The sequence below is a fragment of the Parvibaculum lavamentivorans DS-1 genome (genome assembly GCF_000017565.1).
In the GTDB taxonomy this organism is placed as follows: domain Bacteria; phylum Pseudomonadota; class Alphaproteobacteria; order Parvibaculales; family Parvibaculaceae; genus Parvibaculum; species Parvibaculum lavamentivorans.
In genome coordinates this window covers 3,356,574-3,369,772 of sequence record NC_009719.1, presented here as the reverse complement: position 1 = coordinate 3,369,772, position 13,199 = coordinate 3,356,574, and the positions used below count along the sequence as shown (strand labels likewise).

At 58.7% G+C, this 13,199-nt stretch carries 12 protein-coding genes; 4 read left to right on the top strand and 8 right to left on the bottom strand.

All coding sequences use genetic code 11. From position 1 onward, the window contains the following. A complete protein-coding gene (locus PLAV_RS16040; protein ID WP_281032327.1) occupies positions 1-684 on the top strand; it encodes a sensor histidine kinase in 684 nt (227 codons plus the stop codon). A 46-nt stretch (positions 685-730) separates the two neighbouring features. Here the strand turns inward: PLAV_RS16040 and PLAV_RS19105 are convergent, their stop codons facing one another. The 7 genes from PLAV_RS19105 to PLAV_RS19985 all read right to left on the bottom strand — a co-directional run bounded on the left by PLAV_RS19105 (position 731) and on the right by PLAV_RS19985 (position 6,392). Further along, positions 731-2,101 carry a sensor histidine kinase gene (locus PLAV_RS19105; RefSeq protein WP_143710244.1) on the bottom strand — a complete coding sequence of 457 codons (1,371 nt, stop codon included), beginning with the start codon at positions 2,099-2,101 and terminating at the stop codon, positions 731-733. Between the two features lie 105 nt (positions 2,102-2,206). Then, positions 2,207-2,671, bottom strand: coding sequence for a preQ(1) synthase (gene queF, locus PLAV_RS16030; RefSeq protein ID WP_012112079.1), 465 nt, complete (start codon positions 2,669-2,671; stop codon positions 2,207-2,209). Next, positions 2,671-3,039: a 6-carboxytetrahydropterin synthase gene (locus PLAV_RS16025; protein WP_012112078.1), complete on the bottom strand. Its 369-nt coding sequence runs from the start codon at positions 3,037-3,039 to the stop codon at positions 2,671-2,673. The genes queF and PLAV_RS16025 overlap by 1 nt, the downstream gene beginning before the upstream one ends. Further along, positions 3,039-3,671: a 7-carboxy-7-deazaguanine synthase gene (gene queE / locus PLAV_RS16020; protein ID WP_012112077.1), complete on the bottom strand. Its 633-nt coding sequence runs from the start codon at positions 3,669-3,671 to the stop codon at positions 3,039-3,041. The genes PLAV_RS16025 and queE overlap by 1 nt, the downstream gene beginning before the upstream one ends. A gap of 4 nt (positions 3,672-3,675) precedes the next feature. Then, complete coding sequence (queC, locus tag PLAV_RS16015; protein WP_012112076.1) at positions 3,676-4,386, bottom strand: 7-cyano-7-deazaguanine synthase QueC; 711 nt, start codon at positions 4,384-4,386, stop codon at positions 3,676-3,678. Between the two features lie 118 nt (positions 4,387-4,504). Next, a complete protein-coding gene (locus PLAV_RS16010) occupies positions 4,505-5,965 on the bottom strand; it encodes a DUF1302 domain-containing protein (protein WP_041536076.1) in 1,461 nt (486 codons plus the stop codon). A 22-nt stretch (positions 5,966-5,987) separates the two neighbouring features. Then, the gene (locus PLAV_RS19985) at positions 5,988-6,392 is read right to left on the bottom strand and encodes a DUF1302 family protein (protein WP_041536075.1); all 405 of its coding nucleotides are present in this window, start codon (positions 6,390-6,392) and stop codon (positions 5,988-5,990) included. Positions 6,393-6,654: 262 nt separating this feature from the next. Between PLAV_RS19985 and PLAV_RS19100 the strand changes: the two genes are divergently transcribed. Beyond that, on the top strand, positions 6,655-7,212 hold the full coding sequence (locus PLAV_RS19100) for a PadR family transcriptional regulator (RefSeq protein ID WP_012112075.1): 558 nt from the start codon (positions 6,655-6,657) through the stop codon (positions 7,210-7,212). A 75-nt stretch (positions 7,213-7,287) separates the two neighbouring features. Here PLAV_RS19100 and PLAV_RS15995 read toward each other — a convergent pair whose 3' ends face one another. Further along, a complete protein-coding gene (locus tag PLAV_RS15995; RefSeq protein ID WP_012112074.1) occupies positions 7,288-9,651 on the bottom strand; it encodes a TonB-dependent hemoglobin/transferrin/lactoferrin family receptor in 2,364 nt (787 codons plus the stop codon). A gap of 203 nt (positions 9,652-9,854) precedes the next feature. On the opposite strand from PLAV_RS15995, the gene PLAV_RS15990 reads away from it, so the two are divergent. Continuing rightward, a complete protein-coding gene (locus PLAV_RS15990; RefSeq protein WP_012112073.1) occupies positions 9,855-11,768 on the top strand; it encodes an extracellular solute-binding protein in 1,914 nt (637 codons plus the stop codon). 109 nt (positions 11,769-11,877) lie between these two features. Beyond that, positions 11,878-13,152 (top strand): phosphopyruvate hydratase, encoded by a 1,275-nt coding sequence (eno, locus tag PLAV_RS15985; protein WP_012112072.1) that lies wholly within the window; start codon positions 11,878-11,880, stop codon positions 13,150-13,152. Positions 13,153-13,199: the final 47 nt, after the last annotated feature.

Here is a 13,199-nt window from a genome sequence, read left to right as displayed (position 1 = left end):
CTGAATGCAATAATTGGCTTTTCAGATATGATGGATAAACAGCTCTTTGGTCCCCTGGGCGATCGCCGATATGCGGAATACATTGTCGACATCAAGGGCGCCGGCATGCATTTATTGTCGTTGGTAAATGATATTCTGGATCTCTCTCGCATTGAACTCGATGGATTGAATCTCAGCCTTCAGGAAATTGATATCGACGGAATCTGCAACAATTGCCTCGCGATCATTCGCGGCCGCGCCGAAGAAAGTAAGATCCGGTTGAATTTTCTGGCGGAAACGCCCTATCCGGAAATCGAAACGGATGAGCGCAGATTGAAGCAGATACTCATCAATCTTCTGAACAACGCGGTCAAGTTTACGCCCGCCGGCGGGACAGTTACGCTTGAACTGCAAGCCAATCCTGATGGTGGCGCCATTATTCGAGTTCGCGACACCAGCATAGGCATGACCCACGAGGAAATCGAGAGGGCGTTGCAACCCTTCTGGCACGCCGATACAGGTCTCGATCGCTCGTTCGAGGGTGCCGGCCTTGGCTTGGCTCTGGTAGGAAAACTTCTGGAGCTGATGCACGGAAACCTGCACATTCAAAGCGAAGTGGGTGTGGGCACCGTGGTTTCGGTGACATTGCCGCAATCGATTGTCCCGAAGGAAGGCGAGTCACCGGCTCTGGCAGCCGTCGCCTGACTCGCCCGCCAACCCTAACCGCAAGCAAGCCCGACATACCGCGCGGTCAAGCGACCGCAGTGCGGGCCGAGGCAGGAATGCTGGGAGGAAGCCCGACTGTAACGAGAGTGCCGGCGCCGCGCTCGCTTTCGATGGTAATGCTGCCGCCCATCAGTTGAAGAAGCTCGCTGACGAGAGCGAGACCAAGCCCCGCGCCCTCGAAAGAGCGGTCGAGCCCGGCATCCGCCTGCCAGAAGGGCCGGAGGGCCTGTTCGACCTCCGTCTCGCTCATGCCGATTCCAGTATCGCGGATACGTATGATTCCCCCGCCATCGGGCGCCGGCCTGACATCAAGGGAGACCGTGCCGCCGGCGGGCGTGAACTTGACAGCATTGCTCAGCAGATTGATCAGAACCTGCTTCAGCCGCCGCTCATCCGTTTCGACTTCCGGAAAAGGCGGCGCGCATTCAAATATTAGCTGAACGCCTCCGCGCTCGGCGCGGCCGCGAACGATGGCAAGGCAGTTGTGGCAGACACCGGAAAAGTCGATCCTCTGCGGCGTGAGGCTCATGCCTTCGAGTTCAATGCGCGACAGGTCGAGAATGTCGTTGACGAGGGATAGGAGGTGCGTACCGGCATGGTGGATATCGTGCATGTATTCGACATAGCGCGGATGACCAAGCGGTCCGAAAAGCTCCATCTGCATGGCTTCGGAGAAGCCGAGGATGGCGTTCAGCGGGGTACGAAGCTCATGGCTCATGTTTGCGAGGAATTCCGTTTTCGCCTTGTTCTCTCGTTCCATTGACGCGTAGAGGCGCGTCTTGGCAAGTGCCTGGGCAAGGCTCCGCTCGCGTTCCGCCGCTTCCTCGCGCATGGAAATCACGCGCCGGTATATTCGTACACGAATTTCCTGCGCCAGAATGGCTATCACCATGCCGAGGAACATCATGAAAGCGAAATGAAAGCCTTCGCCGTTCAGCCCGCCCATGAAGTGGGCTGTGCCGGCCCAGACGCCGAGGATCAGGACAAAGGAAAGCGCGAGATAGAGGCGGGACAGAAAAAAGAGACCCATCGCAACCAGAAGCAGTCCGTAATTGGTCGACTGGTTCTCATCGCCGGTGAGATACATATGCGCTGTGGAATTCAAGAGGCAGAAGGCAACGAGGACGAAACCCGCAACCGGCGCATATGGCGCCGCGATCAGATTTCGTCCGGCAAGAAACGCGATAATTGCCGAGGCTGCCGATCCGGAAAGCGCGACACCGACCATCCAGAGCCGCAGCTCCGGCGGAAGAATGAAGGGATGAATCGCGGCGAAGATGGCAAAGAGAACTGCGATGCAGATGGAGATGGGAAAAAGCGAGTCACGAAAGGTCACGGCCAGATCGCGGGTGACCTCCTCTTCCGTTTTTCTCGCGAGCCGAGCTTCTTGCGACACCGCGGATACTCCAATCGCGCGGCGTTCGAATGCCACGCGGGTCGCCCCCTCGGAGAATAACCTAGGATGTCTGCGTAAAATAAAACTTAACGGAAGGTAAAATGCCTATCCTCGCCCGCGATAGGGCGCAACGCCCTGATCCGGGACCCAAACACCCGCAGGCAGCTTGCCTTTTTGCCAGAAAACGTCGATCGGGATGCCGCCGCGCGGATACCAGTAGCCGCCGATGCGCAGCCATTTGGGAGCCAGGGTTCCGGCCAGGCGCTTGCCGATGGCGAGAGTGCAATCTTCGTGAAACGCCCCGTGATTGCGAAACGATTGCAGATACAACTTCAACGATTTCGACTCGATGAGCCATTTGCCCGGCACATAGTCGATGACAAGGTGTGCAAAATCCGGTTGGCCGGTGACGGGGCAAAGGGACGTGAATTCCGGTACGGTGAAGCGCGCGACGTAGTTGGCGTCCGGATGCGGATTTGGCACGCGCTCCAGCGTGGCTTCTTCCGGCGAGGCGGGAACCGGCGTTGCATGGCCGAGCTGCTTCAAGTCTTTCACGGGCTTCTTTGCCATCACTCTGCCTCCGGACCATCGTAAATGCAGCCTTCGCGACAGGAGGCGCGGTGAACCTCGACGCGCGCAATCTCCGGCAGCGGCGTCGCGAGCGCATCCCATATCCAGGCGGCGATCCGCTCCAGCGTCGGGAATTCAAGGCCTTCGATTTCGTTGAGGAGGTGATGATCGAGCTTTTCGCGCACGGCCATGATCTCGCGCTCGACATCCTCGAAATGGCGTACGATTCCAGTCTCCGCTGCAGGCTTGCCCTTGAGCCAGACGACGACGCGGAACGAATGCCCATGCATGCGCCTGTTCGGATGCCCTTCCTCTGCATAGGGGAGGAAATGCGCCGCGTCGAAAAGGAACTCTTTATATATCTTCATCACGGGATACCGATCAGCTTATGGGTCTGGAGGCTGAGCCGCCATTTCGGGTGCGCGAGACAATAGGCTGTCGCCGCGCGTGTATTCTCCTCCGCATCCGCGCCGTCCATAGGCTGCAGGTAGAAGTACCGGAAATCGAGTTGCTCGAAACGCTCCGGCTGCGCCTTGTGCTGCGGATAGACGAGCTTGAGCTCGTGCCCGCTTGTCTGCTTCAACTCGGCGTCTGCTTTCGGGCTGACGCAGATCCAGTCGATACCTTCCGGCGCCACGATCGTGCCATTAGTCTCGACCGCAATTTCGAAACCGCGCGAATGGAGCGCGGCGATGAGGGGCGCATCGAGTTGCAGCAGCGGCTCACCCCCGGTGCAGACGACGAAGCGGTTATGCGCCGCGCCGCTTTCCCAGGTCTTTTCTATCGCGTCGGCCAGTGCCGCAACATCGCGGAACTTGCCGCCACCTTCACCGTTCGTGCCCACGAAATCCGTGTCGCAGAAGGTGCATACGGCATCCGCGCGGTCCTCTTCGCGGCCCGACCACAGATTGCAGCCGGAGAAGCGGCAGAAGACCGAAGGCCGTCCGGCATTCGCGCCTTCGCCCTGGAGCGTATAAAAAATCTCCTTAACCGAATACATGGGCTTACGCCTTACCCGCCAGATAGGCGGTGTAACCACGGGCCCGCAGCTCGCATGCCGGACAGGTGCCGCAGCCATAGCCCCAGTCGTGACGTTTCGAACGGTCGCCGCGATAGCAGCTGTGGGTCTCTTCTATAATAAGGTCGACCAGTGCGTCGCCGCCAAGCTCGTGAGCCAAGGCCCATGTCGCCGCTTTATCGATCCGCATCAAGGGCGTTTCAAGCGTGAAAGCGCGATCCATGCCGAGACATATTGCCCGCTCAAGCGCGGCGATGGTGTCCGCACGGCAGTCCGGATAGCCGGAGTAATCCGTCTCGCACATACCACCAACGATAACGCTGGCGCCGCGGCGATAGCCGAGTGCTGCCGCATAGGTAAAGAAGAGCAGGTTCCGGCCCGGCACAAAGGTGGTCGGCAGGCCGTTTTCGCCCATCTCGATCTCGACGTCGCGGGTGAGGGCTGTCTCGCTGATCCTTCCGAGTTCCGGCAACGCGATCATGTGGTCCGGCCCGAGCTTCGCCCCCCAGCCTGGAAAGCGTGTGAGCGCGTCGCGCAGCTTCGCCCGGCAGCCGAGTTCCACGGCATGGGCCTGGCCGTAATCGAATCCGACCGTCTCAACCTCGTCATAGCGGGCAAGCACCGAGGCGAGGCAGACAGTCGAATCCTGTCCGCCCGAAAAGAGCACGAGTGCCTTTGTCTTTTCCGTCGTCGCCATATCGTATCGCTCCGTTCCGGGGTGTTGAACAGGAGCCGCCCCGTTGCGTCAAGCGGTCAAACAAAAGCCCCGGAAAGCGTTGGCTTTCCGGGGCTTTGCCTGGGGTCTCAAGCTTTCATCAGAACGAGTAGGAAACGCTCGCCATGACAAAGTCGCGGTCTGTCGTAGCCGGTTCGAAGCCGCCGCCAAAGCTGTTCGTGTAGCTGATATTGCCACGCCAAGTGCTTTGGTAGTCGACGTTCACGCCAAGCGAAACCTGCTTGAGGCCACGAATATAGCCGGCAGTAATCGGACCGGGGGAATAACCGCTCACGTCATGGCGCCAAGAAATGTTGGGGCTGAGGGTGATTGGCAGATTCCACGGGTTATTATAGTCCAACGAGAAGATCGCCCGATAACCGGTGGAGAAGCTGGTGGCATAGACCGGATTGGTCGCACCGTTGGCGAGGACGCCTGCCGCGAAGGGGTTCTCGATACCCGCAACTCGTCCTGAATGGCTCAACGGCCAGTCTCCGGCATCCGGTACATATACGAAGCCAGCATTGACGACGAACACACCACCCTGCGCATTGACGAGAGACGGAATGAGGTCGCTGGTCGAGAGCGAAGTAATCGTGTTGAACTGACCCTGATACGTATCCAGATTAATGTATCGGATTGTGGATTGACCGGGCAGCGTCGACGGCAGATTTGTCCACCGCGGCGAGAGCCCGCCCGACATCGGACCGGAGGCGCCGAGGCCATCGAACTGGCTGGCGTTCATTTGGACGTCCGGGATGGCGAGCGGCATGTCCGGTGAGAAAGAAAGCTCACCGGCAACGGCCAAGCCCGCAATATTGGTGTTGACGCTTGCTCCGATCGTCTCGATACCGTCCGGGAAGTCGTAGAAGTAAGCCCCGTCTCCGGCACCGGCGATGAATGCTGCCTGGATCAAAGGTGCCGTGTTGCACGGGCTCAAGAGATCAGCGCAGACCTGAGCGAAGGTGCGGGGCCCGTTCTGGAAACCCAGATACGGAAGACGGCTCGTATAGCGGACATAATAAGCGCCGAGGTCCAGGCCCGTGCCGATATTCGCCGCGAAGTACCGAACGGCTACACCGAACTGGCCATCATCGTTCTGTCCACGATCGGCCAAACGGGGCAGGGCGATTGCAGCCAAACCCTGGCTGTCATCGATGGGAACAGAATAAGCTGGAAATGAACCGGGGCCGGTGATGTCGTTTACCGAGAAGAAAGAGCCAGGCGCATCCAGCTCGGTCTGTTCATAAGCAAACTGCCAAAAGGCCTCCACAGTGACGTCAGGTGTGACGCCTGCCGAGACGTAGACCATCGGCATCGGTGTCAGAGCTTCGCGAAGCTCTGAACCCGGAAGACGCAATGCAGTCACGTCCACGGCTTGAAACGAGTTGATGCCGCCCGGAATAAGAAGGCTCTCGCCCCAGTTCAGCGCCTGCTTGCCGAAGCGCAACGAGACGGGCATCTCGGCAACGTCGAAATTCGCATAGACAAATGCGTCGAGAATTTCGAAATCATAGGCCGCTGCGCGACGACCGGAATCCGTGAGTTTACGGAAGTCCATGTTGTTCTGGTCGTAGACATAGTCATAGAAAGCGCGCGGACGAATGTAAGGCGCCGTAATTCTGCCAGGTGAGCTGAATGTCGGACGTTGCCTTCACGATGGCGTTCGTGATGTCGCCTTTGTCAAAATTCAGATTGCCGTTGTCGGAGTTAACCCCGGTGGCCTTAGTGCCGGCGGGAGCGCAACCACCATTTGCCACGGAAACGCGCTGGCAATCGCGGTCGCTTGTGCGCATCGTGGCGCCAGCGGAGACTGTCGAATCGATCGTCAGCTTTGCGTCGCCGAAAACGAACGATTCGGCAGATGCCGCTGTCGAAAAGAGAAATGAAGACACGAAAAGGGTGGCGATAGCAGTTGAAGCCCCCAACCGGCGAATGCGTACCGCCGGTTCATTCGTGACAGGCTTGAATCCTGTCGATACTATCATTTTGCTAGTTCCTCCCGATGGATGGGTTTTGTGGTTCTTTGCCCCGAAAAGCTGTTCGGCGGATGGAAGTAGCGACCGGCCCCGCCGGAACCGGCCACAAGTTGGTGAGGGATGCCGACCTTTCGCTGGATCGAGGAGGGAGTTGCGAGGGTCAGTCTTTTATGAGGGTCTCTTATAGGTAAAAATAACCTAATAAAAAACGGGATATAATGAAACGGCACATGAGGCAAGTGCCGTAATCTGCTCTTGGGGAGGAGGCGGATTGAATACCAAGGAACTGTTGCTCAGTGTCCTCATGGCCGGACCGGCCACGGGGTATGACATCAAGAAGATCATGGAGAACGAGGTTTCGACGCTGCTCGATGTGAGCTTGTCTAATCTTTATCCGGCGCTGAACGAACTCGCGGAGGAGGGCCTGGTTACTTGCCGCAAGGTCGAGCAGGACAATCGGCCGAATAAGAAGATTTACGAGCTGACGGAGGCAGGGTGTGCGGCCTGTATGAAAGCGCTCATGACGGGCGAGGCTAAACATCGCCTGCGGTCCGAGTTCTTCTTCATTCTCAGTTTTGCGCCCTTCCTGCCTCGCTGGCGGGTGAAAGAGCTGCTGGATCAGCGGCTGGCCGAAACGGACGGTATCCTGAGGGATCTCGACCGGCGGGAAGCTGATGGCGGACTTTATGAGGGCGCCAGGTTCTGCATCGGTCTCGGGCGCGCGATGATGGAGGCGCAGCGAGACTATCTTCTCGCGCATCGGGCGGACCTGATCAAGGCCTCGCCCGAGGAGGTGTCGGCGTCGATGGTTACCCACGCGTTAGGATGAACGTATCGGGTCGAAAAAAGACGCCCGGGCTGGCACGGCCCGGGCGTCCCGTTCGACGCGGTCTGCGGGACCGCGTCAGAAGGTCAGTTCGAGACCGACCTTCACGAACCTTCCGTAACCAACCTGCAGTTCAATCGGATTGAGCCGTTGAACCGCCAATGTCGCATCGGTACCGATCGGGAAACCGGCGTTGCCCGCAGCGAAATATCGCTGGTCGAGAAGGTTGTAGGCATCGGCCCGCAACTTCACGCCGGGCACGACTTCCCATGACGTCAGGAGATCAAGGATTGCATAGCCGCTCGGTGCAAAGTCGGTGGCGCGATCTTCGACGCGCGTGGTTGCCTTCTGCAGGGTCGACACCAACTCGATGTCGAGACCGTAGGCAGGCTCCACATAATTGAGGCCGATGACGACATTGAGCGGCGGCGCTCCGTTGAATGTTGTTTCCTGCGCGCCCGCCGTGACCTGCTGGCTGCCGCGCATGTGCGCGGCAGAAAAGTTGGTACGCCAGTTAGGTGTGAACTGGTAGCCGCCGGAAGCTTCTATGCCCCAGACATTCACGCGGGAAAGATTGGCATAGGTCAAATCCGTTGCCGATCCTGCCACCGGCACGAAGTTCTGTATGAAATCTTCGTAGTCGGCCTTGAAGTAGTTGATGGAGAAATAGCCGCGCTCGAACGAGCCGCGCAGGCCGGCCTCGTAGTTCTTCACGGATTCGGGACGGAGATTCGGGTTTGGCACCAGGGCGAAAAAAGGCAGACTATTGAGCGACTGGTAGAGCTGCTGCGCGGTAGGCATCTTGAAGCCCTCGCCATACGCACCATAGACGGAATAGGGGCCCCACACGTCGTAGATGGCTCCAAATTTCAGCTGCAGGTCCGTCTCTTCCATCTCGCGCGGTTCGGCGCCGGGTACAATCTGATAGCCGGGGCCGGGGTCTGGTGTGATCTTGTAAGTGGAAAGGCGCGCTCCAGGTGTCAGTGTCAGGCGCTCGCCGAACAGGCCGATTTCATCCTGAACGTAAATGTCGGCGCGGGTGGTTTCTGCATCTGCGAAGTTGAAGCCACCCGCAACTGCAGTTGTCGATGTGCCAGTCGTCAGGTTGTTGGTGATATCGCGGCGAAAATATTCCGTTTCGGCATAGTCGCCATCGAACCCGTAGGTGAGTGCGTGCGAGCTGGCTCCAATATTGAAGCTGGAGTTGAGCTGGATGTCGGCTTCGTAAAAGGTTTCGGAATAGTCCAGCGTATAGAGCAATTGCTGATCGTCGTTGGACGGCAGCAATATCCTCCGCCTGTCGCCCCTATGTTTGATCTCCTGAGGCGAATAGCTGAGCTGCCACTTCAACGCGTCGAGCCAAGGGAGACCAACCTGCCAGTCCTGATCCAGCGCGATGCGCCAACGCTGGATGTCCTGTACCCGGCGATACCCTGTCTGCGTGTATGTCGCGGTTGTTTCCCTGGATGAATTTTGGTCGACCGTTGTTTCCCGGGTGAAGTATTCGCCCGTCAGCCGGAGCTGATTATTCGCCGACGGTGACCAGACAAGCTTTGTGAGAAGATTGTTTGAAGTGATATCTCGCGGATCGAATTCATTGCACGGCGTTGCGGCCGGGTCGCGCGGGCAGGTGGTGCCGTCAGGCGTCGCCACATTGCGCGCGTTGCTGAGTTCAGGTTCTTCCGCGTCGCGCCGCGTGAAAGTGAACAGAGCCTCGAGAGGATTCGGCCCAGTCGTCAGGCGAAAGGCGCCGGTAACGGATTCGACATATGAATTGTCGAGCGAGCTGTAATGAGCGCTTGCATTCCCCGCCACCATATCGTCTGCGTCTTTGAAATAATCCACCGGGTCTTTTGTTATGAAATTGACGACACCGCCGAGGCCATCTGATCCCCATAAAACGGAAGTCGGTCCACGGACGATCTCGACAGCCTTCATGTTGCTTGTGTCGACAACGTCACGCGTGTTGTCGGTGATGCCCTCGAGCGTGCGCGACCCGTCGACGATGATTTGCGTTCGATTGCCGCCGGCACCGCGAATCTGGATGCCGCCATTGCTATCGAACGGATCGGCGCCGCTTACCTGCCGCGGCACGACAATGCCGGGCTCATAGCGGAAGGTTTCGGCGATGGTGTTGTCCATCCGCTTGTCGAGATCGTCAGACGTGATGCGGGTAATGTTGCCGGCCGTATCCAGCAGGGAGCGTTCGTTGCGGGTCGCGGTCACGGTGACTGGCGTGAATTTATAGGCGGGCGAGATCGGCTTTGTGCTCGCCTCAGTCTCCTCGTTCGCTTCGGATTTTTCCTGCTCGTCGTCGATGGCCGCAGGCTCAGCTTCCTGCGCCCAAACGGTTTTTGAAAAGGCGCCGAGCGTGAGGCAAAGCGCGATGGCGGTTCCGGCCAGAAGGCCGGGCGTGAATCTGCATGTGTAGCTTGGTGACATGGAACGCCCCCCGGGGTTCTCTCGAAATGAAGAAATGCCGCCAGTGAGACCGGTGGCCGGGTTGCGGATCGGCGTGCCATTCGAAGCGCGGAAGGACTCATATTGCAATTGAGAATCAATAGCAATTATAAATTGAGAACCAATCGCAACTAAATCATGGCATGTTGCGGCGCCGACGGGGCAGCCGAGAGAAGGTGAGCGTGATGACTTTGATGAAACGTGTGACGAGCAGCGTCCTGAAGAAAGCCGGATGCCGGGATATGCTGCTGCTCGCCGCTGCGCTGACGTTTGCACCATATGGAAGCGCGAACGCGGCGACCGACCTGTTTCACGTAATGGCTTCAGAGGCTCCTGCCTACCCGGCACTCGCAATCGGCCGCGAGCCGCTATACGGCGAGAGCTTCACGCACTTTCCCTGGGCCAATCCGGATGCGCCGAAAGGTTGCCGTCTGACCGAGTCGGCGCGCGGTTCATTCGACAGCCTTAATCCCTGGATCGTGAAAGGCCGCTCTCCGACGCCCATTCACGGGGTCCTCTATGACAGCCTTCTCGCCGGCTCGCCCGACGAGGACATGGTGGCTTATGGCCTGATCGCGAACCGCGTCGAGGTCTTCGAGGATGGACGGCGGGTTGTCTTTCACATCGATCCCCGCGCTGTCTTTCATGACGGCCATCCGGTGACGGCGTCGGACGTTCTCTTTTCCGCGCAGGCCTTTGAAAAGAACGCGCGACCGTTCTGGCAGTTGATGTTGAAACGCCTGGAGGTGCGGGCGCTGGACGAACGGACCGTCGAACTGCGGCTTCCAGCCGACATGGAGAAGACAGCCATTCTGGAATTTGCGGAAATGCCCGTGATCCCCGAGCATTATTGGCGCCAGCATGATTTCGGTGCGACGACGCTCGACCCCTTTCTCGGCGGCGGGCCCTACAAGATCGGCAAGGTGGATGCCGGGCGTCGAGTGATCCTCTCGCGCGTGGAAAACTATTGGGCGCGTGATTTGCCTGTGAACAAAGGCCGCTTCAATTTCGACGAACTTGCCTACGAGTATTTCTTCGACGAGATCAGCGGCTTTCAGGCGTTTCTCGCCGGCGACATCGACAAGTTTGTGGACGGCAATGCACGACGCTGGCAGACGATGTATGACACTCAGGCTGTGCGCGACGGGCGCATTAAACGGTATCTTGTTGAGGCTTGGTGGCCACTCGGCATGAACGGTTTTTTCTTCAATTTACGGGATCCGCGCTTTGCCGACATTCGCGTGCGGCAGGCATTGTCGCTGCTGTTCGATTTCGAATGGCCGAACAAGAACGTGTTCCACGGCGCATATAATCGAACGGAAAGTTATTTTCAGAATTCCGAGTTCGCCGCCACCCAACCTCCTATGAAAAAAGAGAAGGCGCTGATGGAGCGCTGGAGAGATGATTTGCCGGAAGAGGCATTCGAGGAAGCGTGGAAAGCGCCGGTGACGGATGGCAGCGGCCGCGACCGTGAGAATTTTCGCCGGGCGCTCGATCTCTTCGCCGAAGCTGGCTGGCCTTATACGAATGGCGCCATCCGCAACCGGGATACGGGCGAGGTGCTTTCCTTCCGTATACTTACGAACAGCCAGTCGCAAGAGGCGGTGCTTAATCCGTTCTTCAACAATTTAAAACGGGCAGGTGTGGATGCAGGCCTCGAGGTGCTGGATAATTCGGCCTATGAGGCACGACTGAGGGAGCGTCGCTTCGACATCGCCTACCGTTTCTATATTCCTCCGGTCAGTCCCGGCGAAGAACAGCTCCGCATGTGGGGATCGCCCGCGGTGCAGCGCGACGGCGTGGAAAACCTGATCGGCCTCGACAGTCCGATGGTGGATGAATTCGCGGAGAAGCTTTCAGAAACCCGCACGCTCGACGACAAGCGGCTATACGCCCGCCTTCTCGACCGGGCACTCCAGTGGGGTGTCTATGTGATTCCGTCATTTTACGACCCGCACGCCATGGGAAGGATCGCCTATTGGGACCGCTTTGCCATGCCCGCCACCCGCCCGAAAAGCGGCACCGGGGCCGAGACCTGGTGGTGCAAGGCGGCGGAACAAAAGGCGGCGTCCTACCCCGTTGAAAATGACCGCTTCTGACGCTGGAATCCGGAATTGACCCTTTCGCCCACCGCTCCTCTCCGCTATGAAACGGCCATCGGGCGAGTGCCTGGTTGAGCTCACCAACCTGAATCAAAGACGGGACGACATGGCCGCCATCATCGACATCATCGGGCGCGAAATTCTGGACAGCCGGGGCAATCCCACGGTGGAAGTGGATGTATTGCTGGAAGACGGCTCGCTCGGCCGCGCCGCGGTTCCTTCCGGCGCTTCGACCGGCGCACACGAAGCTGTAGAGCTGCGCGATGGCGGTTCCCGTTACAAGGGCAAGGGCGTTCTGAACGCGATCGCAGCGGTCAATGGCGACATCTTCGATGCGATCGGCGGCATGGATGCTTCCGAGCAGATTCAGATCGATCGCACCATGATCGCGCTGGACGGCACGTCCAATAAATCGAACCTCGGCGCGAATGCCATTCTCGGCGTGTCTCTTGCGATAGCGAAGGCGCAGGCCGCCTCGCTCGGCCAGCCGCTTTTCCGTTATATCGGTGGTCCTGCCGCGCGCGTGCTGCCGGTGCCGATGATGAATATCGTGAATGGCGGCGAGCATGCCGACAATCCGATCGATATTCAGGAATTCATGATCATGCCTGTCGCGGCAGGTTCGCTTGCAGACGCGGTGCGAATGGGTTCGGAAGTCTTTCATACGCTGAAGGCGGAACTGAAATCGGCCGGCCATAACACCAATGTCGGCGACGAAGGCGGCTTCGCACCCAATCTCGCTTCGACCGAGGAAGCCATCGGCTTCATCATGAAGGCGATCGAGAAGGCCGGCTACAAGCCTGGCGACGACATCTACCTCGCGCTCGACGCTGCTTCGACGGAGTTCTTCAAGAACGGCGTCTATAATCTCCAAGGTGAGGGCAAGAAGCTCGATGCCGGCGGCATGGTCGACTACTGGGCAGATCTCGTCGGCAAATATCCAATCATCTCCATCGAAGACGGAATGGCGGAAGACGACTGGGAAGGCTGGAAGGCGCTGACGGACCGGATCGGTAGCAAGGTGCAGCTCGTGGGCGACGATCTCTTCGTGACCAACAAGCGCCGCCTCGCGGACGGAATCGCAAAGGGAACGGCGAATTCGATCCTGGTGAAGGTGAACCAGATCGGCTCGCTGACCGAGACGCTCGAATCCGTCGAGATGGCTCACAAGGCAAGCTACACCGCCGTCATGTCGCATCGTTCCGGCGAGACGGAAGACGCAACAATTGCCGATCTCGCGGTGGCGACGAATTGCGGACAGATCAAGACAGGATCGCTCGCGCGCTCCGACCGGCTGGCGAAATACAACCAGCTCATCCGCATCGAGGAGGCGTTGGGGCCGTCGGGAGAATACGCGGGCAAGTCGGTCCTGAAGGGCTGAACCTCATAAAGCCGGAGAGTCGTTCAATTAGCTTGACCGTTGGAATC